This window comes from Paenibacillus aceris, assembly GCF_017874035.1.
Classification (GTDB): Bacteria; Bacillota; Bacilli; order Paenibacillales; family NBRC-103111; genus Paenibacillus_E; species Paenibacillus_E aceris.
The window spans coordinates 459,976-486,518 of the sequence record NZ_JAGGKV010000001.1 but is presented as its reverse complement, the minus strand read 5'-3'; the positions used below and the strand labels follow the sequence as shown (position 1 = coordinate 486,518).

The following is a 26,543-nucleotide window of genomic DNA, read 5'->3' as shown; positions in this document are numbered from 1 at the left end:
ATAGTCGATGAGCATTTTGAGAGAGCTGTTAAAAGATATTCCGATCCCGCAAATGGTTAAAATTCGCCAGAAGTTTGACCGTACGATTTTGGAAAACCCAGAGCAGGAATTAGCGGATAAGCTAGTCAGCAGCGGCGTGATGGAGACCATTCTTCCAGGCCAACAAGTGGCTGTTGCCGTAGGAAGCAGAGGGATTGCGAATATCGCAGGGTTTACTAAAACGACGATCGATGCGATTAAGGCAAAAGGCGCATTCCCATTTATCGTGCCTTGCATGGGAAGCCATGGCGGCGCGACAGCTGAAGGACAAACGGAAGTGCTGCTGCACTTTGGCATTACGGAAGCAACAATGGGCGCTCCGATTCGATCTTCTATGGAAGTCGTGAAAATTGACGAGCTGCCTAACGGTTTGCCTGTTTATGTGGACCGCATCGCTTCTGAAGCAGATGCTATTGTCGTTATTAATCGTGTGAAGCCGCATACAGCGTTCCGCGGACGTATTGAGAGCGGCATCATGAAGATGATTGCGATCGGACTTGGGAAGCAAAAAGGCGCCGAAGCCTGCCATCAGCTTGGCTTTAAATATATGGCTGAGAATGTGCCGGCGATGGCCAATTTGATGATCAAGAAGCTTCCCATCGTGTTTGGTGTAGCTCTCGTGGAAAATGCTTACGACGAAACTTGCCGTGTAGAAGTGCTGCCGGCTGCTGAAATAGAAGAGCGTGAAGAAAAGCTTCTGATTGAGGCGAAAGCGCGCCTGCCGAAAATTTTGTTCGATGAAATTGATGTGCTAGTCATTGATTATATTGGCAAAAATATAAGCGGCGACGGGATGGACCCTAACGTTACTGGCCGTTATCCGACGCCTTACGCACACGGAGGACCGGATGTTGCGAAAATGGTCGTGCTGGACTTGACACCGGAAACCAAAGGGAACGCGAATGGCGTGGGAACAGCAGATTTTACGACACAGCGTTTAGTGGACAAAACAAACCTGGAGTTCACGTATGCTAATGGGTTAACGTCCACGGTATGTGCGCCAACGAAGATTGCTACTACGTTGGAAAATGACCTTTATGCCATTAAGGCTGCCGTGAAAACGTGTAATATTTTAGATTATACGACATGTAAGCTGGTTAGGATTCAAGATACGCTCCACCTCGGCGAAATTGAAATTTCTGTGAATTTACTGGACGCAGCACGCGTTCATCCGGATATTGAAATTTTGACAGAACCTTATGAACTTTCATTCGACGCAGAGGGGAATATTAGCAAATGACAGACCAATTAAGTACCCTCAAGCCATACATCATTGCGGCTGATATTGGTACAACAAGTACGAAAACGCTTGTCATCTCACGCGAGGGGAAAGTTCTTGGATCTCATTCCATTGAATATCCTCTCTTCACCCCGACTGCTGATCGGGCTGAGCAGGATCCGGATCAAATTTTTGATGCGGTCGTGCAAGGCATTGGCGAAGTCGTTCGCAAGGTTGGCGTTACGCCTGACCAAGTGCTCTGCGTCTCTTTCAGCTCGGCTATGCACAGCCTCATCGCAGTAGATAACAACACGAAGCCGCTGACGGCTTGTATTACGTGGGCTGACAACCGCAGCTCGATGTATGCGGCGGAATTAAAGCGCAGCGGTCTCGGGCAGCAGATCTATTCCCGGACAGGCACGCCGATCCATCCGATGTCCCCGCTGCTCAAGCTCATGTGGTTCAGAGATAACGAACCTGGGCTGATGAGAGAAACGCACAAGTTCATCGGGATCAAAGAGTATGTCTTCGCGAAGCTGTTTGGCCGCTATCTGATTGACCATTCACTCGCCAGCGCAACGGGATTGTTCAATCTCGAAAACCTGGATTGGGATGTTGAAGCGCTAGGACAAGCCGGCGTGACGCCGGAACAGCTTTCGGAGCTAGTTCCGACGACATATCGCGTAGAGGGCCTAAGCGCTGAGTATGCCTCAGCAATGGGCTTGGCCCAAGACACGCCGTTTATCGTCGGCGCCTCCGACGGCGTCTTGGCGAATCTCGGAGTCGGCGCTTTCGAGCCGGGTGTCGTCGCCGTCACCATCGGCACCAGCGGGGCAGTGCGCAGCGTTGTGACAAAACCGCAAACCGATCCGGAAGGCAAGCTGTTCTGCTATGCGCTGACAGAGAAATTTTGGGTTGTCGGCGGACCGATCAACAACGGCGGAATCGTTTTCCGTTGGGTGAGAGATCAAATCGCTACCGCGGAGTCCGAAGAGGCACGCCGTCAAGGGATGGATCCTTATGACTACCTGACGGAGCTGGCTTCACAGGTTAGTGCAGGATCTGACGGGCTTCTGTTCTTGCCGCTTCTGTCCGGTGAACGCGCACCGTATTGGAATGCGAACGCTCGAGGTGTTTACTTCGGCCTCTCGCTTAGCCATCAGAAGAAGCATATGATTCGCGCGGCGCTGGAAGGCGTCATGTTCTCTATCCAAGCCGTCGCAACGTCGCTTGAGCGGATTATGGGACCTGCGGAAGTGATCCGTGCTTCCGGCGGTTTTGCCAGATCTGAATTCTGGCGCCAGATGATGACGGATATGTTGGGAACTTCGGTTACGGTACCTGATTCAATCGAGAGCTCGGGAATCGGGGCTGCATTGCTTGGTTTACTTGCCATGGGTGAGATTGACGATTTAGCCCATGCGCACAATTGGATTCAGGTTGGAACGGCTCATGAGGTGAATGAAAGCAATTATCGCGTATATCAACAATTGACATCTATTTATACAAGCGTATATCATCAGTTAAAAGATCAATTCGACGCGATAACCGCCTTTCAAGGTCAGCACCTTCGGAGCCCTCAATCATAAATAGCTTAAGCGCCTTTCGGTGTAATGTTCCAAGCATAATGTTAGAGGGGATGAAGACAAATGAATTTATTCGATCTTACAGGGAAAACAGCAGTAATTATTGGCGGTAACAGTACACTCGGAGGATCAATGGCGGTTGCTTTGGCTGGTCATGGCGCGAAAGTAGCCATTGTCGGCCGCAACCAAGAGAAAAGCGACCAGGTTCGCCAAGAGATCGAAGCCATTGGCGGCGAAGCCCAAACGTTTCAAGCGGATGCGACGAAACGGGAGGATTTGGAGCGTGTACTCGGTGAAGTTCTCGCATGGTCAGGCCAAGCGGACATTTTGATGAACTGTCCAGGGAAAAATAGTGCCACGCCTTTCTTTGACATTTCCATGGAAGAATGGGATTCTATTATGGAGGTTAATTTGAAAAGCGTCGTGCTAGCCTGCCAGGTGTTCGGTAAATACATGGTTGAACGGGGCGAAGGCGGAAGCATTATCAATATTTCATCCGTTTCGTCAGATCCGCCGCTTTCTCGTGTATTCACTTACTCCGCTTCTAAAGCAGCCGTCAATAACATTACGCAGAACATCGCCCGTGAATTTGCTCCAAGCCGAGTGCGGGTTAACGCGATTATTCCTGGCTTTTTCCCGGCAGAGCAGAATCGTAAGATTTTGTCCCCTGATCGTATCGAGTCCATTATGCGTCATACGCCAATGAATCGATTCGGCGAGGCTTCCGAGCTTCAGGGTGCTGCTGTGTTCCTTGCATCTGAACAAGCGTCCAGCTTTGTTACAGGCTCTGTTTTAAGAGTAGATGGCGGTTTTGGCTCGATGACGATTTAAATATTTATATATCGGAAGGGTGTATGAGAGACGTGTCTAAACAACAAATTGGTGTAGTTGGATTAGCGGTAATGGGGAAAAACTTAGCGTTAAACATCGAGAGCAGAGGTTTCACTGTATCCGTATTTAACCGTTCTGCCGAAAAGACAAGAGAGCTTCTTCAAGAAGCAGAAGGCAAACAACTAGTTGGTACATACAGTGTGGAAGAATTCGTACAATCCTTGGAAGTTCCGCGCAAAATTTTGATCATGGTCAAAGCGGGCGGTCCAACGGATGACACAATTAACCAATTGCTGCCTCATCTTGAAAAAGGCGATATCCTGATCGACGGAGGCAATGCCTACTTCCCGGATACACAACGCCGTAACAAAGAGCTGGAAGCACACGGCATCCGCTTCGTAGGAACTGGCGTTTCCGGCGGCGAAGAAGGCGCGTTGAAAGGCCCGTCAATTATGCCAGGCGGTCAAGAATCCGCTTATAAGCTGGTAGAACCAATTCTTACAGCGATCTCTGCCAAAGTTGGCGACGACGCTTGCTGTACGTACATCGGACCAGACGGCGCTGGACACTATGTAAAAATGGTGCACAACGGAATCGAGTATGGCGACATGCAGCTGATCTGTGAAGCTTACCAATTGCTGAAAGATGTTCTGAGTGTAAGCACAGAAGAGCTTCATGAGATCTTCACGGAGTGGAACAACGGCGAGCTTGACAGCTACCTGATCGAAATCACACGTGATATCTTTACGAAATATGACGCTGAAACTGGCAAACCGATGGTTGACGTTATTCTTGATTCCGCGGGTCAAAAAGGAACAGGAAAATGGACCAGTCAGAGTGCTCTGGACCTTGGCGTACCGCTTTCCATCATCACGGAATCCGTATTCTCCCGTTTCATCTCTGCGATGAAGGAAGAACGCGTAGCGGCAAGCAAAGTACTCAAAGGACCTGATGCTCCAGCTTTCACAGGCGATCGCAAAGCATTTATTGAAGCTGTGCGCCAAGCGCTGTACGCAAGCAAAATTTGCTCTTATGCACAAGGCTTTGCTCAAATGAGAGCAGCTTCTGATGAATATAAATGGGATCTGAAATACGGCAACATCGCGATGATCTTCCGCGGCGGCTGCATTATTCGTGCTAGATTCCTTCAAAATATCAAGGATGCTTATGACCGCAATCCTGAACTGAAAAACCTGTTGCTAGATTCTTACTTCACAGGTGTCGTTGAGAACTATCAACAATCGTGGAGACAAGTTGTTGCAGAAGCGGTAACTCGCGGTATCGCAGTTCCATCTTTCGCATCGGCACTTGCTTACTACGATAGCTACCGCACAGAAAGACTGCCGGCTAACCTGCTGCAAGCGCAGCGCGATTATTTCGGTGCTCACACGTTCCAACGTGTGGACAAAGAAGGTTCCTTCCACTTCAACTGGATGGAAAACTAAGAGGGCAGAGGCATTAGGCCTCTCCCTGTAAACCGTATGCCGCTTCCCGCAGCCACATCTTCAAACGATCGGCTTCTTGATCGAAGCCGTTCCTTCTGTGAATGAGCATCAAGGAAACTTCGGCAAAGTAACGGAAATTTTTTAACAATCGTGGTTGAGCAAGGCCCTGCATGCGCGGGTCTTCTTCAGCCACTTTTTTCTTAATAAACTCCAAAATCCAAACAACATCCTCTTTGCACAGTACATAGCTCGGGTGTAAGATTTGTTCCAGTTTGCCTTGTGTGGGGTTGGTGTAGGCAACAGTTGGGTTCAAAACTTCATCTCTCCTTGTCGGCATAGGGTCTCTCTTAAAATCTTAACTGTTTGAGTTGGAATTTATTCACACTACTATATGATTTTTTAATGGATTGTATTCATGACTAATCGGCTATGGTATGATGTTGGGAAAGTTTGTATGAACAGCATATGAGAAAAGGGGATTAACGTGACAACAAGCAATCTTGTACTTGTAGGTTTCATGGGGACAGGCAAATCCACCGTCGGTCAGAAGCTGGCGGAACGTTTGGGCTGGACTTTTCAAGACTCGGATGCCGTACTTGAAGAGGATCAACAGACTAGCATTTCGGAATTGTTTCGTCAATATGGAGAAGCGCACTTTCGTACATTGGAGAGTAAAACAATTGAAAATTTATTAGCCCGCAAAGGGCAAATCGTGGCCACAGGCGGGGGCGCTGTATTGGCAGAGGAGAATCGTGCCTGCATGCTGCGTAATGGTTTCGTCGTGGCGTTGAAAGCTTCGCCTGAGGCTATCATTCATAGAGTAAGCAGTGATACAAGCCGTCCTTTGCTGCAAGGAAACCTGGAAGAGCGCGTGCATACGCTGCTTGAACAACGCAAGTCAGCTTACGACTTCGCACATGCCGTGATTGATACGTCCGAGTTAACAACGGACCAAATTGTCGAGTTGATTATTCGGCATGCTAATCTTTAAGAGGAAGGACAAGCTCGACGCTTAGTCCTCCCATTCCAACATGCCACCAGTCATGTTTTTCAGTCCTTTATAACCTTGCGCTTCCAAAAAGCCAAGCGCGCGCCCGCTGCGGTTACCGCTGCGGCACACCAGAATCACTTCTTCCGCCTTCGGAATCTCGCTCAAACGTTCAGGCAGCTGGCCAAGCGGGATATGAATAGCTCCAGCAATCATGCCGGCAGCCACTTCTTCATCTTCTCGAACATCAATGATGGTTAACTGCTCGCCACGGCTGAGTCTATCTTTGACGGCGGTTGGTAAAATCGTATCCATCGTAGGACCTCCTTGTTTTGAAATACGGGGAAGAAGCCCCATTACAAGTAATGATAGAAACATTAAGACAAGATGTCAAACCTGCGACCTGAGCCAGGAGTTGTTTAAATCATGCTATACATCGGTTTAGCCGGTATTTGCGGCGCACTTGCCCGATTTGGGCTCTCCATGCTATGGAATCCGGGGACGGCAGGAGTGTTTCCTTGGGGAACTTTTATCTGTAATTTAGCAGGCTGTTTATTACTTGGCTTTATTTCGTTTACGGACAGGCTTCCCATCCCTGCCAAACTCCAATTGCCAATCACAACGGGGTTTATCGGGTCTTTTACTACATTTTCTACATTTAGCTACGAAACGGTGTACATGTATAAACAAGGGCATCTGATACTTGCTCTTATTTATGTGCTTGCAAGCCTATGGGGAGGACTAGGACTTACTTGGGTTGGCGTTCGTATCGCGCTACTCTCCCGAAGGGAGGCTGAGCTCTCATGAATACATGGCTGTGGGCAATATGTTTGGTAAGCTTTGGCGGTTTTTTTGGAGCGATCAGCCGATTCCAGCTTGGTTCGTACATGTCAAGAAGGTTCCCAAGTTCTATTCCGTATGGTACACTGACAATAAATCTTTTGGGTTGTTTTTTACTGGGGCTTCTCATGAAATATCACTCTTTTGATAATTGGAAGCTATTGATTGGCACAGGATTTATGGGAGCTTTCACTACATTTTCCACGTTGAATTTGGAAAGTGTGAAACAGCTCCGTTCAGGACAATGGCAAGCTTGGATGGTCTATACAATGCTTAGTTATACCGGTGGAATTCTATTAACCTTCATCGGATATTACATATAAACACATGTGAAGGAGATATTAACTAAATGAAAGCCATCGTGAAACCTACTGCTAACCTACAAGGAGAAATCAACGCACTTTCCTCCAAAAACTACACCACACGTTATTTATTGATCGGCGCGCTAGCGAATGGGACAAGTACGATTTATTATCCTGCTCATAGTGAAGATAGTGACGCAATGAGACGCTGTGTACGTGATTTGGGTGCTATCATTGAAGAAGATGATGAGAAAATCGTGATTACAGGCTTTGGTAAAAACCCTAAGCATATTTCTGAACTAAACGTAGGAAATGCCGGCGCAGTACTTCGTTTTCTAATGTCCACTGCCGCTTTTTGTCCGGAAGTAACCTTCGTCAACACGTATCCGGAATCACTGGGCAAGCGTCCGCATGATGATTTAATCGAAACTTTGCAGCAAATGGGCGTAGAAGTACAACATTCTAACGGTCGTTTGCCGATAACAATAAAAGGGGGACAACCGCGTGGCGGCAAACTTACCGTTTCCGGCAATGTCAGCTCGCAGTTCCTCAGCTCTCTCTTATTTATGACACCTCTTCTAGAAGAGGATAGCGAAATTGAAGTTCTTCATGATTTGAAATCCAAAATCATTGTGGGCCAAACGCTCGAAGTATTGGAGCAGGCTGGTATTGTCGTTCATGCTAGCGAAGATTTGATGCACTATCGTATTCCGGGCAGACAATCCTATCAAGCTAAAGAGTATGTCATTCAAGGAGATTACCCTGGTTCTGCGGCGATTCTGGCTGCAGCGGCCGTCACGAACTCGGATGTACGCGTTCTTCGCTTAGAAGAGAACAGCAAGCAAGGGGAGAAGGCTTGTGTCGATGTCTTGCGTGCGATGGGCGTTAATTTAACCCATGATAACGGGGTTGTGCACGTTCGCGGCAACCAAAAGTTGATAGCCGGTGAGTTTGATGGCGATCATTTCACAGATGCTGTGTTAGCCATGGTGGCGGCAGCTGTTTTTGCTGAAGGGACGTCACGTTTCTACAATGTCGAAAATTTGCGTTATAAAGAGTGCGACCGTATCACTGATTATTTGAACGAGCTGCGTAAAGCCGGAGCTGACGTGGAAGAACGCCAAAGTGAAATCATTGTCCACGGCAAGCCGCAAGGTGTTACAGGCGGTGTCGAGATTAATGCTCACTTCGATCATCGTGTTATTATGGCGCTAACCGTCGTTGGTCTTCGTTCCGAGAAAGGGTTGACTATTCGTGATGCCCATCACGTTGCCAAATCCTACCCGCAGTATTTTGACCATTTGCGTTCTATCGGTGCTCAGGTTGAACTTGTGACGGAGTAATTTGATTCCAAAACAAGGAACGGGTGAGTCAGCATGAGGGTTATTTGGCAGGGGTTAAAGGTGACGTTTGGATTATTCCTTGTTGCGGGGCTTGTATTTGCCAGCAGTGTATTTGCTGTATTGCTGTACGCCAAAGCTACGGGGAAAGAGCCGGCTTTTTTCAATGCCGGTCCGTTGGTGCCCATTGCTAAGCCGCCAGCGCCTGTACAAACAGCGGAGGTTTCTACGCCACAACCAACGATCCAGACAAAAAAATCAGCAATGATTGATGCGCCAGTTTTTGCTCAACTGCCTGAACTGCCAGCAGGTTGTGAAATTACAAGTCTAACGATGCTGCTGCAGTATTATGGAATTACCAAAACGAAGATGGAACTTGTTGCCGAGATGCCGAAGGATAACACGCCTATTAAGCTCAATGCAGATGGATCGCCTGCTTACTGGGGGAATCCAAACATAGGTTTCGTAGGTGATGTTACACGGAAACAAAGAGGGTTCGGCATTTACCATGCCGGTCTTTTCCCGCTGCTCAAGTCATACATTCCAGAGGCGATCGATATTACGGGTGAGTCTTTCGAACTGTTTGAACAGCAGGTGGCAAGCGGCATTCCTGTTCTCATTTGGACAACCATTGATTTTAATATTCCTTACAAATGGGTAACATGGGATACGCCGATTGGCCCTATTCAAACGACATATGCAGAGCACGCTGTATTATTGGTCGGATATGATGAGAATAATGTATACTTGAATGATCCATTAAGCGGGAAAAAGCAAGTGCAGGTAAACAAAGATCAGTTTATCGACAGTTGGTCCGCTATGGGGAAACAAGGCCTCACTTACTTGAAAAAATAGGAGGTAAATCGATGACTTTTGAAAATCCGTCAAGAGAGCACATCAAGGAAATTCTAGCGAATGCAGGCAATATTGCCGTCGTAGGATTATCCGATAAGCCTGATCGCACGTCGTATATGGTGTCCGCAGCGATGCAAAGCAGAGGATACCGGATTATTCCGGTTAATCCGAATGCAACTGAGATTTTGGGTGAGAAATGTTATGCTTCGCTGTCCGACATTCCGGAGCCAGTGGATATCGTCAATGTCTTTCGCCGTGCGGATCAAGTCGTTCCAGTTGCAGAGGAAGCCGTCAAAATCAAAGCAAAGGTTTTCTGGCTTCAACTCGACATCGTGAATGAGGAAGCTGGCCGAATTGCTAGTGAAGCAGGCTTAGAAGTCATCATGGACCGCTGTATTAAAGTGGAAGATGCGATTCTCAATCCGCGAAACAATTAGATTTTTCATTAATACCAAAAAACCGCTTTTCTCAGACCGTGTAGGCGAGAGAGAAGCGGTTTTATTTTTTTGAGCTCTGTTATGCTTTTAATACATCATGATCTACGTACCGTGCTCCATTTAATTCACTAATCACATTAATGGCCACTTTGGCGCCGTCACCGGAAGTGATAATGGTATGCATGGAGACACCGGCAATCGTACCTGCTGCCCATACACCTTTGAGGCTCGTGTTGCCTTGTGCGTCTGCATCAACAATCGTTTTGATACGAGGCTCAGTACCTGGTTTCGTTTGAATTCCTGAGGCTTCTGCAAGATCAACGGATAAACCTGTAGCAAGGATGACATACTTACCTTCGTATGTACCACTTTCTGTCGTTACTTGGAACCCGTCACCGGATTGAGTCAGTTGTGTTGCTTTACCTTGAACAAACTCAGCTCCGAATTTAGCGGCTTGTTTCTTCCCGATTTCAATCAAGTCAGGACCAGTGATCCCATCTACACCATAATGATTTTCGATCCACGCACGCTTCGTTACGCTTTGATCATTGTCAATAACAAGTGTTGATTTACCAGCTTTAGCTGTAAATAAAGCTGCACTCGCACCGGCAGGACCTGCTCCAATAATAATGATGTCATATGCCATATCAGTATTCCTCCTGTAAAGAGAATGGGGTACTAGGAAATTATGGCATACCCAATTCCTATTAGTCAACTTATGTGTATAGAATGTATATTATCTGAGCTAAATTCGTAAGCTCGAACTTTTAAAAATATAAAATAAATAAAATACGAAGGAGGGGAGAGAATAAAAGAGGCTCCAAAAAGGTGTCCCAAATCATGAAATTTAAAGGAGAATTTACACATGTATAACAATTTTAACAACAATGCCACTTCATCGTTCGGAAGTTCTTTACAAAGTTCTCAAGGCTCTCAAGCTTCTCAAGGGTACCAGAGCAACAATTCACAAAATCAGGGATACCAAAGACAGTATCAACCTGTTGGCAATGTGCAGTCTTTCTATAGCCAACCGACTTCGAGCAACTATGTTCTAGGCAACAATCAAAGTTACAATCAAAGTTATAATCAAAACTCTAATCAAGGCTCTAGTCAAGGCTACAGCCAACGCTATAACCAAGACAACAACCAAAGTTATAACCAAGCCGGCATGGCTTCTACCGATTCTTTCCATATGGCGAACTATCGTGGCAACCAAACGGGACATGACGCTTACCTGCGCAGCGACTCTTCAACGTCATCGCAATATCAACCTTCAAGTTTCCAAAGCGCATATTCTACCTATAACGGCGCGAACAACCAATATACATCTAATCAAAATCAGCCGTTTAGCTATACAGCCATGCACCAACAGCCGTCAATCACTAGTCAATATGGAGGCTCATCCCAAATGAGTCAGCAACCTTCCTCACAAGCCTATACGTCACCAAACGCCTATCACACGGCTAATTACCGTGGAAATCAACCGGGACATGATTCTTATTTGCGCAGCGAGTCCTCTTCGTCTTCCATGCAATCCTCCCAGCCAAGTTATGCATCTCAGCAGCAGCAAGGCATGCAGCAATTTGGTTATCAACAACAAGGGCAACAAGGCACGTATCAGCAAAGCTACCAACCATATAACCAAGCTTTCAGCAGCACGGGTTTGGGACAACAATACGGAAATAACTACTCTAACTAATCGCATGCGATTACCAGCAATCACAGGCAGGTCGAACCTCGACCTGCTTATTTTGTTTTGACAAACTGGCAAACAAGCTATACGATTTGATAAGAGAGGCTTATGCTCATCAAGTAAGTTTTTTCGATAACTCTATGCTTTGGCTTACGGTGTCAGCTTTGCTAAAGCAAAACTTTTAGGAGGTATCATACGTTTGAACTGGATGGGAAACTTACAACAGCTTGGCCGCTCATTAATGCTGCCCACCATTGCACTTCCGATTGCTGCTGTGCTGCTTCGTCTCGGCGACCTGCCTTGGGGCGGCATTCACGCATCCGGATTTGGGGATATGCTGCTGTTAGCAGGGAATACGGTCTTTGACTATATACCCATCATATTCGCCGTTGGCGTGGCGCTGGGGCTTACAGAAAGTGCCGGTATTGCCGGGCTGTCTGCCATGTTGGGCTATTTTATGTTTACAAGGCTCATTGAACATGCACTTGGACCCCATTTTCAATTGGGTGTACCGGGCGGAATCTTGATCGGTTTGCTTGCAGCCATTATTTATCACCGCTGTAAGGAGATAAAACTGCCTGAATACATACAATTTTTCGGTGGTCCGAGAATGGTGCCGCTCATAATGGGACTGTGTACGCTCGTCGTGTCCTATATCATGATTGCGATAGGCCCATATTTGGAAGTGGGGATGAGCAAGCTTTCGAACTGGCTGCTTGGTTTAGGCGGTTTCGGAGCATTTGTGTACGGTATCGCGCATCGATTGTTAGTGCCGTCTGGTTTGCACCATATTTTGAATAACTTCTTCTGGTTTCAAGTTGGGGCTTACAAAACGCCTTCAGGACAAATGGTATACGGGGATTTACCGCGTTATTTTGCAGGGGACCCTTCGGCTGGTATGTACATGGCCGGCCTATATCCGATCATGATGTTCGCTCTGCCTGCCATTGCATTTGCCATTATTGGGGAAGCGCGTGAGGACTTGAAGCCGAAGATTAAGGCGACATTTCTAACGGCAGCGCTAGCCTCTTTTTTGACAGGTGTCACAGAACCAATTGAGTTTGCTTTTCTCTTTGTAGCTCCTTATTTGTTTATTATTCACGCGATTTTATCGGGTGCGGCAATGTGGCTTGCCTACGAACTGCATATTCAGCACGGTTTTTCATACTCGGCAGGTGCCATAGACTACGTCATTAATTTGCATTTATCGCATAATGGCCTGCTTCTAATCCCAATCGGGATCGTGTATGGATTGGTGTATTATTTCATGTTTCGCTGGGCGATAAGAAGGTTCCAAATTCCTACGCCGGGCAGGGAAGAAGGCTCTTCACTCGAAGAGTGGGCTGGCGACATTCCGTATCGATCGCCTTTAATTTTGCAAGCACTTGGTGGGAAAGACAATATTAAGAAGATTGAAGCCTGCATCACCAGATTGCGACTTACGCTTGTTAATGATCGTTTGATAGACATCACGGCATTACGACACTTAGGAGCTGCAGGCGTCATCCGTCTTGGAGGAGGCAATGTTCAGGTCGTGTTCGGGACATTCTCAGAGCTAATTCGTGAAGAGATTATGAAAGTACTGCGTAAAGACATTCATGTGGTATTGTTTACTTCGCCAATGCAAGGACGCATGATTCCTATAGAGGAAGTGCCCGACCGCATATTTGCTTCACGTTTGGTGGGGAATGGCGTAGCTTTTATTCCTGAAAAAGGGGAACTGGTCTCGCCAGTTGCAGGTACCATTATGCATATTTATCCGACTATGCATGCACTTGGCATTTTGACGGATGAAGGATTGGAAGTACTGCTGCACATCGGGATTGATACGTCGAGTCTGCCGGGAAAATGTTTTAATGCGGTGGTAAAAGAAGGCGATCGAGTAGAACCTGGGCAGCTTCTTGTTAAATTTAACTACAATAAAGTTAAAAAGTTTGCTTCATCTTTGGCGACACCGATGATTATTACAAATCCGGATCTTGTTAAGTCTTGGAGCTTCGCTCCGTTCAAAGCTGTTAAAAAAGGCCAAGGTTCTGTGATGTCCGTCGTCTTAAAGCCTACTAAATCTACGGGGGGGATGAACGGATGATCAGAGGGATAGGCGCGTCTTCAGGCATTGCAATGGGTCAAGCTTTTGTCATTCCTACGTGGGAGTGGGATTTTCCTGAGAAAATGATCGATGTGACAGATTTGGCTTATGAATTTGAGCGTCTGTATGACGGGATCCGGTCTTCTAAAGATGAACTGGAACTCATTAAACAGGAAATTAAGGAAGTCGTCGGGCAGGATCAAGCTTATATTTTTGACGCCCATCTGGCTATTTTGGAAGATCCTATTTTTATGAATGAAATCCAAGGGATTATCGAGCTGCAGTACAAGGCGGCCGAAGTTGCTGTAAAAGAAGTCATCGATAAATTTGTCGGTATGTTCAATATGATCGACGATGAGTACATGAAGGAACGGGCACTTGATATTAAAGATGTCGGTAACAGGCTTCTGAAACATTTGCTTGGGGATACGAGTTCAACGGTTCCACCGATCGATCATCCGTATATTTTGGTTGCCAAGGAGCTGACACCTTCGCAATTGGCTCATTTGGATCCAACGAAAGTATTGGGGCTGCTGACCATTCTTGGAGGCACGCATTCGCATGTTTCTATCATGGCTAGAGCAATGTCTGTACCTTATGTTTTAGGCTTGGAAGGGAAGCTTCTGCGTCCAATTCAAAATGGCGACTTCTTAATTATTGACGGCCAAGAGGGTACCCTTTACATTAATCCGGACAAAATCACGATCGAGCGCTATCAAGCACGCAAGAAGAACTGGCTTGAATTCAAGGAGAGTCTGCAGGAAATCGCTGATGTAGCGCCTGTGACTTTGGATGACAGCTATGTAAATTTGCATGCGAATATTAACTCGGTAATAGAGATCGATCAGGTTTTACGCAATGGCGCTTCAGGGGTAGGATTGTTCCGTACCGAGTATTTATACATGGACCGCGATTCGCTTCCGGGTGAGGATGAGCAGTTTGAAGTGTACCTGCATGCAGCCAAGCAGCTAAAAGGGCGTCCTATTGTGATCCGGACCTTGGACATCGGCGGAGATAAGAAACTGGATTATATGCCGCTGGCCAAAGAAGATAATCCGTTCCTTGGGTACAGAGCCATTCGGATCTCACTGGATCGTAAGGATCTGTTTATGACACAGCTAAAAGCCATTCTTAGAGCGAGCCATTATGGCAATGTGAAAATCATGTATCCCATGGTGACTTCGCTGGGTGAGGTGCGTCAAGCCAAAGCGCTTCTGGAAAAGGCGAAGGCTGAGCTCAGTGCACAAGGCGTTCCGTTCAATGCGAATATTGAGGTAGGATTAACGATTGAAGTCCCTGCTGCAGCTCTCATTGCAGACGTTCTGGCAAGTGAAGTTAATTTTATGAGTATCGGAACAAACGATCTCGTACAATATGTATTGGCTGTAGACAGGATGAACGAAAATATCGCGCACTTATACAATCCTTATCATCCGGCTGTTATCCGACTTCTTAAACATGTCATAGACGCTGGCAAAAGTATGGGCATTCCGGTTGGCGTTTGCGGGGAAATGGCGGGTGACGTCCGTGCTTTACCCATTTGGTTAGGTCTTGGCATCGAGGAACTAAGCATTTCTGTTCAAACCCTTTTACAAGTTAAACATCGTTTATTAAGCAGTGATGCTAAGAAGTGCAAACAATTAGTAAGTGAAATTCTAGTTTGCAAAACTAGCGATGAAATTATAGAGCTGCTGGCTCAAACCGAACAAACAGAATCGATTGTAGGAGGTAATTAGCATGGAGTTGAAGGGTATGAAGGTTTTGGCGTTTGTGGATGAAGAATTTGAAGACTTGGAAATGTGGTACCCCGTTTTACGCTTGCGTGAAGCTGGTGCTGTTGTAGATATCGTCGGTCCAAAAGGAAAAACGGTGTATCACGGTAAATATGGTGTTCCAATTACGACGGATTATGCCTTTGATGAAGTGAAATCATCCGATTACATTGGTCTTTATGTTCCGGGAGGCTGGGCTCCTGACAAGCTTCGCCGTTATCCCGACGTACTCCGTCTTACTCAGGAGTTCCATGCCGCGGTGAAGCCGATTGCTCAAATTTGTCATGCAGGATGGGTACTCATTTCGGCGAAAATCGTAAATGGCTACACGATGACCTCTACGCCAGGCATTCGCGATGATCTCGAAAATGCAGGCGCCACCTGGGTAGATGAAGAAGTTGTGGTCGACCGCAATATTATCTCTGGACGCCGTCCGCCAGATCTACCGGCATTTTCCAAACGCTTTGTGGATGAGCTTGTTCATTACAACAAACATCAGGTAAAGTAACATTACACTTCCAATCGTGGCAAAAACTACTACTCTTCATTCGGCAGGAAATCGTATAGAATCGTAGAATATCATAGTACAAGAAACTCATGTACATGCCGCCTGCCAGTGAAGGAGTGTTAGAATGCAAAAGTATTGCAAGTGCGGACGCACGATGAACCTTCGTCTGCGTACGGTTATTTATCAAAGTAAAGTAGATATTGAAAATGTACCTATTTATTCATGTGAAGCATGTGGTCGAAGTGAGGTTGTTCCTCATGTTAAACCCGAGCTTACCGGTTTAATCGGCAAGCTGGGGAGCAAGCCTGAGAAACAGCAGTTGTTTTTCCACGAGCTATCGGAAGTGGCTTTCTTGCTGCTGAAGGTCACCGAGAAAGAACATATGAATGATTCCATGGAAAAGATTGTGGAAGAACGTATAAATGAGCTTCTAGACATCTTACTGCTGGCACAATCGCTTGGTGACGAGCCATGGACGGAAGAAATTCGCAAAAGGTTGTCTCAAATCACACAGAGCGCAATTTCGACATAAGCAGCGTGGAGCCAATCCCTTACGGATTGGCTTTTTGTACATAATTGTGAGATATTATTGAAAACGAAATGAAATTATTTTCAAAGTATTTTCATTTTTCATTGCAAGATGAATTAATTTGTCGTATCATAACGGTAATATACTAGGCTCGCAGAATACTTTTGAAAATGGAGAGAGTAACCGTGACCGTAACCATTTATGATGTAGCAAGAGAAGCAGGCGTTTCCATGGCAACCGTTTCCAGGGTTGTCAATAACAATCCGAACGTAAAACCTCAAACACGCAAGAAGGTTTTTGAAGCCATTGAACGATTAGGTTACCGCCCTAATGCGGTAGCAAGAGGTTTGGCTAGCAAGAAAACGACAACCGTTGGTGTCGTCATTCCCGATATTTCTAACTCAATCTTCGCCGAAGTTGCGCGCGGGATTGAAGATATTGCGAATATGTATCATTACAATATTATTTTGTGTAACGCCGATAAGAAAAAGGAAAAAGAAATCCGTGTTATCAACACATTGTTGGAGAAGCAAGTCGATGGACTGCTCTTCATGGGCGGTGTTGTCACAGAGGATCATATCCAAGCATTCCGTACTTCTTCGGTTCCTGTTGTTTTATGTGGGACAAAGGATGAGGAGCAAACGATGCCTTCCGTGGATATCGATCATGAGAAAGCTGCATTCGATGCCGTTAATGTGTTAATCGCAGCCGGACATCGCGACATCGCAATGATTTCCGGAACTTTGCAGGATCCAGCTAATGGATTCGCGCGTTACCAAGGATACAAAAAAGCTTTAGATGCAGCAGGTATCGAGCTGCGTGACGAATATGTACGAATCGGAAATTATCGGTATGAATCCAGTGTCGACGCTGTCAAATATTTCTTGGAGCTTTCTCCTCGTCCTACAGCGATCTTCTCGGCAACCGACGAAATGGCGATTGGCGCTATTCACACGATTCAAGATAACGGACTCAAAGTGCCGCAAGATATTGCTGTCATCAGTGTAGACAATATTCGCATGGCTTCCATGGTTAGACCGACTCTAACGACAGTGGCTCAACCGATGTATGACATCGGTGCGGTGTCGATGAGACTTCTTACGAAGCTGATGAACAAAGAGTCAACGGATAATATGCAAGTTATTTTGCCGCATGAAGTAATTTACCGTAACTCTGTTACCCAAGCCTAATGAACGAATCTAAGCCTCTAAGCGAGCTCAATCCTTTCGAGGATGATGCCATTAGAGGTTTTCTCCTTTCTTTGAAGGCAATAAATCAATTGAAGCAGGTATACATATTGAAAAGAGGATCGATAAAATGACGTGGAATAAACTTGCGCTGATCGGTGCGATGAATGAAGAAATTGAATTACTCGTATCCCATATGACGGATGTGCGTGAAACGGTGAAAGCGGGAATTACGTTCCGTGAAGGGGCGTACTTCGGTAAAGATGTCGTCGTATGCCGCACAGGTGTAGGAAAGGTTAACGCTGCCGTTACAACTCAAATTTTAATTGACAAATTCGGAGTTGAAGCTGTCATTTTTACTGGCGTTGCAGGTGCGTTGGACCCGGAACTGAACATCGGCGATCTCGTCGTCTCTAGTGAATGCATGCAGCATGATATGGATGTTACGCCGCTTGGTTTCGAACGGGGTGTCATCCCTTACGAAGCAAAATCTATTTTTGAAGCAGACAGCAAGCTGGTGGATTTGGCAGTAGCTTCTGGCGAGAAGCTGTTTGCAGGGAAAGTGAAGAAGGGGAGAGTGCTCTCCGGAGACCAGTTCATCGCAAGCCGTGATGTCGTTGCTAGCCTCAACAAAGAGCTAGGCGGTATTTGCGTAGAAATGGAAGGGGCATCTGTAGCTCAGGTTTGTTCCATGAATGCAATTCCTTATGTGGTGCTGCGCTCCATGTCAGATAAGGCGGATGGTTCGGCTCATGTGAACTTTGCTGAATTTACGGTTCAAGCATCGGAGAACTCGTATAAAATGGTTGAAGAGATCGTGAAACAGCTCTAGACGAGTGAAGCTTTGCGAGGAAGTAGATATCAGGGAATAGTATGAGAATGCTGATGATTAAGCAGGGCGAGAAGACTGAGGCAACATGCAGAACGAGAAGGCAGAGGCTGTGCGCAGAGCGAGAAAGCGGAGCGTTAAAGCCTAAGCGACGAAGCAGATCGATACAGCAGGGCCAATTCGCGGCAGGGGGAACAACGATCCGTTATTTGCCCCAAAAACTGCTATTCGGAAAAGTAGTGGGGACGATGTTCCGCTATTTTCCTCATTCGAAGCGTATTGGTGGCTGCCTGTGGCGAATAAGACCCTCTAGTTCCGCTGTGAACTCAAAAGTAGCGTATTTGGCTCGAATAGCGCCCTGTAGTTCCCTCATTTAGGAGCTACAAGGTAGAGACTGCCACAAACAAAAAACCGTTCTTTGGTAAGCAGGAGGTACTTGTCCTCCAATTCCAAAGGAACGGTTTTTTTGCATGCACTGTAGGCAATCATGCCTCCAAATCCATCGATACCTGGCTGCAAATGAAGTCGCGGATCGTCGGAAGATGCTATTTGTTATGGTCCCTTTAAATTGTTACTTGGAGGACCAATTTTATTCTACTTCAAATACATCATAGAAAGATCCTTCGTCTGCCGGTTCTTCTCGGTGATGATTTCGCGCCTTGGAATCGGCGCCCAAGCATCGACCGGGTCCAGCCACGTATCCACCAGCTGGACCGGGCTCTTGCTCTGCCAGGCGTTCAGCCACGCCCGAGGAAGCGCTAGCTGCGGCTGCGCCGCCAGCTGGGACAAAACCGTCTGCTCGCTCATCACGAGCCAGAGCAGGCTCCAAGCCCGCGGTACGACACGCCAAATGTCGTACCCGCCGCCCCCGAGCGCTACCCATCGCCCTTCGCACCACTGGTGCGCAAGGTTGTGGATCAGCTCGGGCATAGCCTTGTACACGCGCATGGAGCAGTGCACATGCGCGAGCGGATCGAAGGCATGGGCGTCGCACCCATGCTGCGAGATAATGACGTCCGGCCGGAAGCGGGCGATCGTCTCGGTGAGCACCTCGCCGAAGCACTCCAGCCATGACTCATCCTCGGTGTAAGGCTCCACCGGGATGTTAATGCTTGTCCCGAACGCGTCGCCTTCGCCTCGTTCGTTCACGGCGCCCGTGCCGGGGAATAAATACTTCCCCGTCTCATGGATGGACAGCGTGCATACCTGGGGATCGGCGTAAAAGCTCCATTGGACGCCATCCCCATGATGCACGTCCGTATCGACGTACAGCACCTTGGCGCCATACGTCTCTTTGGCATGAGCAATCGCCGCCGACGCGTCGTTGTAGACGCAGAAGCCTGCGCCCTTGCTCTGCAGCGCGTGATGCAGCCCGCCTCCTAGATGAAGGGCGTGCGGAGCCTCACCGGACATCACCAGCTCTGCTGCGGTGATGGAGCCGCCTACAATCTTCGCCGTGATGTCATGCATCCCGGGGAAAAAGGGCGTGTCGTCGGTGTCGAGTCCAAAGCGCGACGCTTCTTTGACCCAGCGATCCTCTGGCACGGAGCAGCTAAGCGCTTTCACCGCTTCGATATAAGCGGCGGTGTGAACCCGCAGCAGCTCACTGTCTGTGGCAGGGCGAGGCGTCCGAATCGCGCTGTCTGAGAGCGCACCGGCCTTACGCAGCAAATCGACCGTCATTACAAGTCGATCTTGATTAAAGGGATGACTCTCATTGAACTTATAGTGAATTTCTTCATCATCATAGATAAAGACAGGACTTAATGCCTTCTTGTTCATATCCCACATTCCCCCGAATGGGCTAACATTCTTGCTTGAAGCCCTAGAAATCCTAAGATTAGTCAATATTTAGTACATGAACCGCTGCTGAAAACGAATCCGATCGAATTGTTCCACGGACGATATCGGAACATGCTTGCCGATACGGACCATGAGACAATTAGCTGGGTGCGAACAGATCTCAGGATCATCCGTAGCAAACCAGATCATGTCGACGCTTTTCATTAATTTCTCCATCATTTGCCGGTATTCCCAGACGGTGAGCTTGCTATTCTCCAAGTCCCAGTGCCAGTAGTATTCCGTGGTGAAACAAATCACATTTTCCATCTGTTCGGCTTCGAAAGCAAGGCGAATCATCTTTTTCCCCAGCCCCATGGTGCGATAATCGTCCGCAACTTCAATAGCTCCGAGCTCAATCAAATCCTGCATATGGCCTTGCGACCAACGCTCGATTTCATCCGGATAATGGAAGGTGACATAACCGACAATCGTAGCACAGTCTCTGGCAATGATGATTCGGCCTTCCGGCAATTGGGCAATCTCAATAAGTGCCTCCAATTGTTCCTTTGGTCTGCGAAAGGCGTCTAACTTGGCGTGCATCGCAAGATTTTGTAAGCTGTCTGCTGAGACTGGACCTTCTATTATAATTTCTGGCTGATCGGGAGCTGTGTGCAAGCGATTTGAGTGATATATCTTGGTATGCTGCATAACCTTAGCTCTCCTTTTGAAAAACAGCATGATGAGTGATTCCTTTTCCGTTAGGTCATAGTCCCTTTATACCAAATTTCATTTACAAATAAAAGCTGAAGTTAGGCGTAGGCGAAAAATTCTCCGTGTGTTATAATAGAATATGTCAAAAATCGATCACATTTTGCTCAAATAAATCAGTAAAATGAAAGCGGTTTATCTCGTGAGGAGGGTTTTACGTACATGGATCAATTGAAAGTTGAACTCGTTGAAGCAGTAGCTGCAAATCCTAACATGAAAAATTATGAAGAAACACACGCAAACTTTGATTGGAAAGACATCGAAAAGAGCTTTTCCTGGTACGAAACCGGCAAAGTAAACATGGCTTATGAAGCCATTGATCGCCATGCTGAATCGTCAAAAAAGGATAAAATCGCTCTGTATTACAGCGATAATCAAAGAGAAGAGTCTGTTACTTTCGGCCAAATGAAAGAGAAATCCAATCAGTTCGGTAATGTTCTTCGTGGTCTTGGCATTGGCAAAGGTGAGCGCGTATTTATTTTCATGCCGCGTACGCCTGAACTGTACTATGCTTTACTCGGAACATTGAAAGTAGGGGCTGTTGTAGGGCCGTTGTTTGAGGCTTTTATGGAAACAGCCGTGAGAGACCGCCTGGAGGACAGTGAAGCTGTTGCGATTATAACTACGCCAAGCTTGCTTTCCCGGGTTCCTTCCAGTGAACTTCCGAATCTGAAGCATATCATCGTTGTTGGTGAAAATGTGGAGCCTGCAGAAGGCCATGTTGATTTCTACAAAGAGATGGAGAAAGCTTCCACTGAGCTTGAGATCGAGTGGTTGGATCGTGAAGACGGACTCATTATTCACTATACATCGGGTTCAACTGGAAAGCCGAAAGGTGTTTTCCACGTACAAAACGCTATGCTTCAACATTACTATACAGGTAAAATCGTATTGGATCTTCAAGAAGACGATATTTACTGGTGTACAGCTGATCCAGGCTGGGTAACTGGAACCTCCTATGGCATTTTTGCTCCATGGTTGAATGGGGCGACGAATGTAATCCGCGGCGGGCGCTTTAGTCCTCAGGATTGGTATAATACGCTTCAAAAATATAAAGTTACCGTTTGGTACAGCGCTCCGACGGCGTTCCGCATGTTGATGGGAGCCGGTGATGATGTTGTGTCCGGTTTTGATCTTTCCTCGCTTCGCCATGTACTGAGCGTTGGTGAGCCTTTAAATCCGGAGGTTGTTCGTTGGGGACTCAAAGTGTACAACCAACGTATTCATGATACGTGGTGGATGACAGAAACGGGTGGACAGCTTATTTGCAACTATCCATCCATGACGATTAAGCCTGGTTCCATGGGACGTCCGATTCCGGGCGTTGAAGCGGCTATTATCGACGATGCGGGGAATGTCTTGCCTCCAAACCGGATGGGGAACTTGGCGATCAAAACGCCATGGCCGTCCATGATGCGCAAAATTTGGAACAATCCGGCCAAATATGAAGAATATTTCAGACTGACAGGCTGGTACGTCTCTGGCGATTCCGCTTACCAAGATGAAGAAGGGTACTTCTGGTTCCAAGGCCGTGTAGATGACGTGATTAATACAGCCGGCGAGCGAGTAGGTCCATTCGAAGTTGAGAGCAAGCTGGTTGAGCATCCGGCTGTTGCGGAAGCAGGTGTTATCGGAAAGCCTGACCCCATGCGTGGCGAAATCATCAAAGCGTTTATCGCGCTGCGTGAAGGCTTTACGCCGTCAGATGAGCTCAAAGCGGACATTTCGAAATTTGTAAAAGAAGGGCTCTCCGCCCATGCTGCACCTCGTGAAATTGAGTTCAAAGATAAGCTGCCGAAGACGCGAAGCGGTAAAATTATGCGCCGCGTATTGAAAGCTTGGGAACTTAATCTCCCAACGGGCGACTTATCTACAATCGAAGACTAGGGATTTATATAGAATAGGCTGTCTTAGAAGGTCAGAAATGACTTTCGAGGCGGCCTTTTTCCTTTAACGGGCAGAAAGGTTGCTACTCAAAGCGCAGAAAAAAGAACCTAGCCTCGCTAGGTTCTTTCTTTTGTAGATAAGGAAGTATAAGTTTTTTACTTTTGCTTCGCATCTACCTTGACAAACGCGTTCGTCCTAAAAGGACGACGAAGTCGTTTATCCTTGGGTTACTTATTAAAGGCGATTGGAGCAGAAGCTTTGGATTCGCCTGATTCATTGACAGCCGTTACTTTGTAGTAGCCATTGTAAGCTGCCGCGTAATAATGAAATTCAGTACCGTTATCGACAGAGCCTAGCTTCGAATAGGTGCCTTTTTCTTTATCGCTAAAGTAAATATTATATTTCTTAATCTTTTCTTTCCCCGAATTTGCTTTCCACGTGAGGACGATACCGGCACCGTCAGCTTTTGCTTTGAGACCGGTAGGCGCACCCGGTGCATCCTTGGATGACGTGGTCGGTGGCTCTGTTCCGCCACTTGGAGAAGTTGTTGATCCTGGCATTTGTGTGCCATCCACCGACGGGACGAATAAGGAGTCAAGCGAGCTTCCGTCTGTATATGCAGATCGGCTCGGCGTTGATTCTTTTCCAGCTACATCGACTGCAGTCACGTAGTAGCCCATTAAGCTGGCTGATGGAATCGTATCAACAAACTTGGCTTCTGCTCCAGCTAAGACAACCTTACCGCCTAGAAGCTGGAACTTCCCGCGGTTATCCGAACGGTAAATGCGATAACCGACCAGATCCGGATTCGTGCTTGGCTGGAATGTAATAGATACGGTTTCTCCAGACTTCGTTGCTGTTATGTTAGTTGGTGCCGTTGGTTCTTTGCCGTCGTCGACCCTTGGATCCATTTCGGAAGGAGCATCATCGTCATAATCAGTCGGTTTGTAACTATCGATCGGTTTTCTGCTCTTTTCCGGCAGCTTGCTCATCGCATCTTGGATTTCTTTGAGCAGTTGCGAGATCGACTTCTTTCGTTTAATGACCGTTTTTTCTTGAACAAAATCTGCCGGTGTATGATCTTGTGCCATGTAGTTCAATCCGTTATAGGAGCTGATTTTCATCCGGACCATAACATTATCGACATCAGTTGGCACATACTTTTTGTTAAAGATATCGGTTACTTGAAGATTAGAGCTCGATGTTAAGTCGCTCGGCAGCTTGCCGGATAAGCTGGACACGGTAGCAGAGACGATACCGTCAGGCTTCGCGAACGTTTTGGTAGGGAAAAGGTCGGGCTTCTGCTCGATGGTCTTATTCATGATTAAGGCCCAAATATCTTTGGCATGATTCGTTTGCAGCGTTTTGGAGGAGAGCTTATTGATTGGTTGATCATAGCCAATCCAAACGCCGACTGTAATATCTGGTGTAAAGCCCATGAACCATGCATCGGCATCATCTTGTGTAGAGCCTGTTTTACCAGAAATTTCGATCTTGCCGTAAGATTTATATTTTTTCATTAAATCGGTTGCCGTACCTTGGCTAATCACCGTTTTCATCATATCCGTAATCAGATAGGCACTTTGCGGAGAGTAGACCTGAGTCGGTTTCTGATCATGAGAATAAATCGTTTGACCGTTCGAATCTTTAATTTCGCGAATCATGAATGTTTCATTGTACTGCCCTTTGTTCGGGATAGAAGCGTAGGCTCCTGTCAGCTCTCTGACGGAAGTACCGCGGCTTAGCCCGCCGATTACGCCGGTTTGGGCGTAATAATCTTCTTTTTGAATAGAGGTGATACCTAGCTTTTTCGCAAAGTCCCAGGCGTCATTAATTCCGACTTTATTCAAAAAGATATCAATTGCAGGGATGTTGTAAGACTGGTTCAATGCTTTTCTGGCCGTCATCAAACCATGGAATTTGTGATCCCAGTTCTCCGGCAGATGGAAGCCCTTAACGCCATCTTTCAAAATAATCGGGATGTCATCTACGATGCTGGCCGGTTGAATGGCCCCTTTTTCTAAAGCCGGTATGTAAGCGGCGATAGGCTTCATCGTTGAACCAGGCTGTCTGTACGCTTGTGTTGCGTGATTAAGCTGTTCGTCGAAGAAATTTCGGCCCTCAATCATACCTTTGATGGCGCCCGATTTGTCGATCATGATAGCACCGACCTGCTCGATGCCTTTTTTCTCATCGGTGGGGGCAAAGTTTTTATCATTGCTTGAAATCTCATGCATCGAATCATAAATGGTTTTGTCGATGGTCGTGTAGATTTGATAACCGCCGCGTAAGAGCTGTGTATGTATCCCTTTCAATGCCTCATTATAAGCGGCTTGATTTTTCACGGGATCAAGGTCTGGCTTCTGAATTTTGAGCAGGATTTCAGCAGCTTCCTGTTCCGTTTCAATCATCAGATACGGATAGGTCGTGTAGGCTTTCTGAGCCGCAGGCGGCATGGATGCCTTCAGATCAAATTTGAGTGCATCTTGATATTGTTCATTCGTTATTTTTTGTTCCTCCAGCATACGTTTCAGAACGAGCTGTTGGCGTGTAACGGCTTTTTTGAAGCCATCCTCGTCAAACGCCGGCTTGCTTGTAAAAGCCGAGTATTGTGAAGGAGACTGTGGCAGACCGGCCAAATAGGCAGCTTGGGCAACGTTCAATTTGCTCAAGTCATCAATGTCGAACAGTCCCTTGGCTGCGGCTTTAATGCCATACAGGTTATAACCTGTAGCGCCGTTGCCATAAGGAATTTTGTTCAGATAGGCGAGCAAAATCTCATCTTTGGACATGAGTCGTTCCATCCGCAGAGCGAGCAGCAGTTCTCTTGCCTTACGGCCGTCATCGCGATCCAGCGTCAGGAAGACACGTCTGGCGAGCTGCTGTGTAATCGTACTGCCTCCGGTTTGAACTTCTTCATTCAAGAGCTTCTGCGTGACTGCCCGATAAAGTCCACGGAAATCGATCCCGTGATGGCTGTTGAAGTCCTTGTCCTCAATAGACAGAACGGCATCTAAGACGACTTGCGGAATGTCATCCAATTGGGCGAGGCGCCTGTCTTCTTCGGTCCGCAGTTGTCCGATGACGGTGTCATCATTGAAGTAAGCAAAGCCGGTTACTGCATTTTCCTGCATTTGCTGGCGAATGGCTTCTTCGCTGCGGACGGGATCTTTTTTAACCAGTGCACTGACATATCCAAAAGCGGCGGAGCCACCCACGATTCCTGCTAAAAATGCAGAAATGAGAGCCCATTTTAATGTAATCCATGTTACTTTGAATGTAGTTCTTACCCAAGGGCGATTCCATTTGGCGAAAAAATTGCGCATAAGTTCCGATATCCTCCTTACATGAACGCTAATAGTATACCATAATTGCCCTTCATGCGGTAATGATGAAGCGATAAAAGGTGACAGCATGGTTTGACAATTGCCGGAAATCTATGATATAAATTGTATCAAATGCGTTGATGGATCAGCAGTAGGTAGCTTGTGGATGCTTTCAGAGAGCCGGTGGTGGGTGCGAACCGGTACCTGCAGGTTAGTGAATTACGGTCTGGAGCAGTAAATGGGAATTTGCAGTATAAGCTGCATTAGTAGCATCTACCGACTAAACCCCGT

At 46.9% G+C, this 26,543-nt stretch carries 24 protein-coding genes and 1 other annotated feature (1 of these 25 running past the window's edge); of the genes, 18 read left to right on the top strand and 6 right to left on the bottom strand.

The window, feature by feature from the left end:
• Positions 1-7: 7 nt before the first annotated feature.
• The 4 genes from J2Z65_RS02370 to gndA are packed head-to-tail and all read left to right on the top strand — an operon-like array spanning position 8 to position 5,120.
• Positions 8-1,279 carry a nickel pincer cofactor-dependent isomerase, group 22 gene (locus J2Z65_RS02370; protein WP_167063988.1) on the top strand — a complete coding sequence of 424 codons (1,272 nt, stop codon included), beginning with the start codon at positions 8-10 and terminating at the stop codon, positions 1,277-1,279.
• Entirely contained in the window at positions 1,276-2,847 is a 1,572-nt protein-coding gene (gene gntK, locus J2Z65_RS02365; protein WP_209855711.1) for a gluconokinase, read from the top strand. Before J2Z65_RS02370 ends, gntK begins: the two co-directional genes overlap by 4 nt.
• A 60-nt stretch (positions 2,848-2,907) precedes the next feature.
• Positions 2,908-3,675, top strand: a complete 768-nt coding sequence (locus J2Z65_RS02360) for an SDR family oxidoreductase (RefSeq protein ID WP_167063990.1) — start codon at positions 2,908-2,910, stop codon at positions 3,673-3,675.
• Positions 3,676-3,707: 32 nt separating this feature from the next.
• Complete coding sequence (gene gndA, locus J2Z65_RS02355) at positions 3,708-5,120, top strand: NADP-dependent phosphogluconate dehydrogenase (protein WP_167063993.1); 1,413 nt, start codon at positions 3,708-3,710, stop codon at positions 5,118-5,120.
• 13 nt (positions 5,121-5,133) lie between these two features.
• Here the strand turns inward: gndA and J2Z65_RS02350 are convergent, their stop codons facing one another.
• On the bottom strand, positions 5,134-5,433 hold the full coding sequence (locus J2Z65_RS02350) for a hypothetical protein (RefSeq protein WP_240159899.1): 300 nt from the start codon (positions 5,431-5,433) through the stop codon (positions 5,134-5,136).
• A gap of 171 nt (positions 5,434-5,604) precedes the next feature.
• Here J2Z65_RS02350 and J2Z65_RS02345 point away from each other — a divergent pair, with 171 nt between their 5' ends.
• Positions 5,605-6,111 carry a shikimate kinase gene (locus J2Z65_RS02345; RefSeq protein ID WP_167063999.1) on the top strand — a complete coding sequence of 169 codons (507 nt, stop codon included), beginning with the start codon at positions 5,605-5,607 and terminating at the stop codon, positions 6,109-6,111.
• Positions 6,112-6,132: 21 nt separating this feature from the next.
• Here the strand turns inward: J2Z65_RS02345 and J2Z65_RS02340 are convergent, their stop codons facing one another.
• Complete coding sequence (locus J2Z65_RS02340; protein WP_167064002.1) at positions 6,133-6,423, bottom strand: rhodanese-like domain-containing protein; 291 nt, start codon at positions 6,421-6,423, stop codon at positions 6,133-6,135.
• Between the two features lie 111 nt (positions 6,424-6,534).
• Between J2Z65_RS02340 and crcB (J2Z65_RS02335) the strand changes: the two genes are divergently transcribed.
• From crcB (J2Z65_RS02335) to J2Z65_RS02315, 5 genes are read left to right on the top strand one after another with little or no spacing between them, the layout of a single operon-like run.
• On the top strand, positions 6,535-6,915 hold the full coding sequence (gene crcB, locus J2Z65_RS02335; protein ID WP_167064005.1) for a fluoride efflux transporter CrcB: 381 nt from the start codon (positions 6,535-6,537) through the stop codon (positions 6,913-6,915).
• Positions 6,912-7,271, top strand: coding sequence for a fluoride efflux transporter CrcB (gene crcB / locus J2Z65_RS02330; protein WP_167064008.1), 360 nt, complete (start codon positions 6,912-6,914; stop codon positions 7,269-7,271). The genes crcB (J2Z65_RS02335) and crcB (J2Z65_RS02330) overlap by 4 nt, the downstream gene beginning before the upstream one ends.
• Positions 7,272-7,297: 26 nt before the next feature.
• Complete coding sequence (gene aroA / locus J2Z65_RS02325) at positions 7,298-8,593, top strand: 3-phosphoshikimate 1-carboxyvinyltransferase (RefSeq protein ID WP_167064011.1); 1,296 nt, start codon at positions 7,298-7,300, stop codon at positions 8,591-8,593.
• Between the two features lie 33 nt (positions 8,594-8,626).
• Positions 8,627-9,445: a C39 family peptidase gene (locus tag J2Z65_RS02320; protein WP_167064014.1), complete on the top strand. Its 819-nt coding sequence runs from the start codon at positions 8,627-8,629 to the stop codon at positions 9,443-9,445.
• An 11-nt stretch (positions 9,446-9,456) separates the two neighbouring features.
• Complete coding sequence (locus J2Z65_RS02315) at positions 9,457-9,882, top strand: CoA-binding protein (RefSeq protein WP_167064017.1); 426 nt, start codon at positions 9,457-9,459, stop codon at positions 9,880-9,882.
• Between the two features lie 79 nt (positions 9,883-9,961).
• Here J2Z65_RS02315 and J2Z65_RS02310 read toward each other — a convergent pair whose 3' ends face one another.
• Entirely contained in the window at positions 9,962-10,528 is a 567-nt protein-coding gene (locus J2Z65_RS02310; RefSeq protein WP_167064020.1) for an FAD-dependent oxidoreductase, read from the bottom strand.
• Positions 10,529-10,747: 219 nt separating this feature from the next.
• Between J2Z65_RS02310 and J2Z65_RS02305 the strand changes: the two genes are divergently transcribed.
• From J2Z65_RS02305 to J2Z65_RS02275, 7 genes are all read left to right on the top strand, one after another.
• Positions 10,748-11,581, top strand: a complete 834-nt coding sequence (locus J2Z65_RS02305; protein ID WP_167064023.1) for a hypothetical protein — start codon at positions 10,748-10,750, stop codon at positions 11,579-11,581.
• A gap of 193 nt (positions 11,582-11,774) precedes the next feature.
• Entirely contained in the window at positions 11,775-13,664 is a 1,890-nt protein-coding gene (locus tag J2Z65_RS02300; RefSeq protein WP_167064026.1) for a glucose PTS transporter subunit IIA, read from the top strand.
• On the top strand, positions 13,661-15,400 hold the full coding sequence (gene ptsP / locus J2Z65_RS02295) for a phosphoenolpyruvate--protein phosphotransferase (RefSeq protein ID WP_167064029.1): 1,740 nt from the start codon (positions 13,661-13,663) through the stop codon (positions 15,398-15,400). Before J2Z65_RS02300 ends, ptsP begins: the two co-directional genes overlap by 4 nt.
• Before the next feature lies 1 nt (position 15,401).
• Positions 15,402-15,944 carry a type 1 glutamine amidotransferase domain-containing protein gene (locus J2Z65_RS02290; protein ID WP_167064032.1) on the top strand — a complete coding sequence of 181 codons (543 nt, stop codon included), beginning with the start codon at positions 15,402-15,404 and terminating at the stop codon, positions 15,942-15,944.
• Positions 15,945-16,068: 124 nt separating this feature from the next.
• The gene (locus J2Z65_RS02285; RefSeq protein WP_167064035.1) at positions 16,069-16,476 is read left to right on the top strand and encodes a hypothetical protein; all 408 of its coding nucleotides are present in this window, start codon (positions 16,069-16,071) and stop codon (positions 16,474-16,476) included.
• Between the two features lie 182 nt (positions 16,477-16,658).
• A complete protein-coding gene (gene ccpA / locus J2Z65_RS02280; RefSeq protein WP_167064037.1) occupies positions 16,659-17,663 on the top strand; it encodes a catabolite control protein A in 1,005 nt (334 codons plus the stop codon).
• Positions 17,664-17,790: 127 nt separating this feature from the next.
• Positions 17,791-18,492 carry a 5'-methylthioadenosine/adenosylhomocysteine nucleosidase gene (locus tag J2Z65_RS02275; RefSeq protein WP_167064040.1) on the top strand — a complete coding sequence of 234 codons (702 nt, stop codon included), beginning with the start codon at positions 17,791-17,793 and terminating at the stop codon, positions 18,490-18,492.
• A 591-nt stretch (positions 18,493-19,083) separates the two neighbouring features.
• Here the strand turns inward: J2Z65_RS02275 and J2Z65_RS02270 are convergent.
• Together J2Z65_RS02270 and J2Z65_RS02265 are read right to left on the bottom strand one after the other, a co-directional pair.
• Positions 19,084-20,271: an acetoin utilization protein AcuC gene (locus J2Z65_RS02270; protein ID WP_167064043.1), complete on the bottom strand. Its 1,188-nt coding sequence runs from the start codon at positions 20,269-20,271 to the stop codon at positions 19,084-19,086.
• A 69-nt stretch (positions 20,272-20,340) separates the two neighbouring features.
• The gene (locus J2Z65_RS02265; RefSeq protein WP_167064046.1) at positions 20,341-20,979 is read right to left on the bottom strand and encodes a GNAT family N-acetyltransferase; all 639 of its coding nucleotides are present in this window, start codon (positions 20,977-20,979) and stop codon (positions 20,341-20,343) included.
• Between the two features lie 222 nt (positions 20,980-21,201).
• Between J2Z65_RS02265 and acsA the strand changes: the two genes are divergently transcribed.
• Positions 21,202-22,926, top strand: coding sequence for an acetate--CoA ligase (gene acsA, locus J2Z65_RS02260; protein WP_167064049.1), 1,725 nt, complete (start codon positions 21,202-21,204; stop codon positions 22,924-22,926).
• 227 nt (positions 22,927-23,153) lie between these two features.
• Here the strand turns inward: acsA and J2Z65_RS02255 are convergent, their stop codons facing one another.
• Entirely contained in the window at positions 23,154-26,252 is a 3,099-nt protein-coding gene (locus tag J2Z65_RS02255; RefSeq protein ID WP_167064052.1) for a transglycosylase domain-containing protein, read from the bottom strand.
• Between the two features lie 128 nt (positions 26,253-26,380).
• Positions 26,381-26,543, top strand: a binding site (T-box leader) (it continues 114 nt past the right edge of the window).

What these genes read in the sequence shown, in the direction of transcription:
- J2Z65_RS02370 (WP_167063988.1), top strand. Translation starts at nt 8, where the DNA reads ATGAGCATTTTGAGAGAGCTGTTAAAAGATATTCCGATCCCGCAAATG.
- gntK (WP_209855711.1), top strand. Translation starts at nt 1,276, where the DNA reads ATGACAGACCAATTAAGTACCCTCAAGCCATACATCATTGCGGCTGAT.
- J2Z65_RS02360 (WP_167063990.1), top strand. Translation starts at nt 2,908, where the DNA reads ATGAATTTATTCGATCTTACAGGGAAAACAGCAGTAATTATTGGCGGT.
- J2Z65_RS02340 (WP_167064002.1), bottom strand. Translation starts at nt 6,423, where the DNA reads ATGGATACGATTTTACCAACCGCCGTCAAAGATAGACTCAGCCGTGGC.
- crcB (WP_167064005.1), top strand. Translation starts at nt 6,535, where the DNA reads ATGCTATACATCGGTTTAGCCGGTATTTGCGGCGCACTTGCCCGATTT.
- crcB (WP_167064008.1), top strand. Translation starts at nt 6,912, where the DNA reads ATGAATACATGGCTGTGGGCAATATGTTTGGTAAGCTTTGGCGGTTTT.
- aroA (WP_167064011.1), top strand. Translation starts at nt 7,298, where the DNA reads ATGAAAGCCATCGTGAAACCTACTGCTAACCTACAAGGAGAAATCAAC.
- J2Z65_RS02320 (WP_167064014.1), top strand. Translation starts at nt 8,627, where the DNA reads ATGAGGGTTATTTGGCAGGGGTTAAAGGTGACGTTTGGATTATTCCTT.
- J2Z65_RS02315 (WP_167064017.1), top strand. Translation starts at nt 9,457, where the DNA reads ATGACTTTTGAAAATCCGTCAAGAGAGCACATCAAGGAAATTCTAGCG.
- J2Z65_RS02310 (WP_167064020.1), bottom strand. Translation starts at nt 10,528, where the DNA reads ATGGCATATGACATCATTATTATTGGAGCAGGTCCTGCCGGTGCGAGT.
- J2Z65_RS02305 (WP_167064023.1), top strand. Translation starts at nt 10,748, where the DNA reads ATGTATAACAATTTTAACAACAATGCCACTTCATCGTTCGGAAGTTCT.
- ptsP (WP_167064029.1), top strand. Translation starts at nt 13,661, where the DNA reads ATGATCAGAGGGATAGGCGCGTCTTCAGGCATTGCAATGGGTCAAGCT.
- J2Z65_RS02290 (WP_167064032.1), top strand. Translation starts at nt 15,402, where the DNA reads ATGGAGTTGAAGGGTATGAAGGTTTTGGCGTTTGTGGATGAAGAATTT.
- J2Z65_RS02285 (WP_167064035.1), top strand. Translation starts at nt 16,069, where the DNA reads ATGCAAAAGTATTGCAAGTGCGGACGCACGATGAACCTTCGTCTGCGT.
- J2Z65_RS02275 (WP_167064040.1), top strand. Translation starts at nt 17,791, where the DNA reads ATGACGTGGAATAAACTTGCGCTGATCGGTGCGATGAATGAAGAAATT.
- J2Z65_RS02270 (WP_167064043.1), bottom strand. Translation starts at nt 20,271, where the DNA reads ATGAACAAGAAGGCATTAAGTCCTGTCTTTATCTATGATGATGAAGAA.
- J2Z65_RS02265 (WP_167064046.1), bottom strand. Translation starts at nt 20,979, where the DNA reads ATGCAGCATACCAAGATATATCACTCAAATCGCTTGCACACAGCTCCC.
- acsA (WP_167064049.1), top strand. Translation starts at nt 21,202, where the DNA reads ATGGATCAATTGAAAGTTGAACTCGTTGAAGCAGTAGCTGCAAATCCT.
- J2Z65_RS02255 (WP_167064052.1), bottom strand. Translation starts at nt 26,252, where the DNA reads ATGCGCAATTTTTTCGCCAAATGGAATCGCCCTTGGGTAAGAACTACA.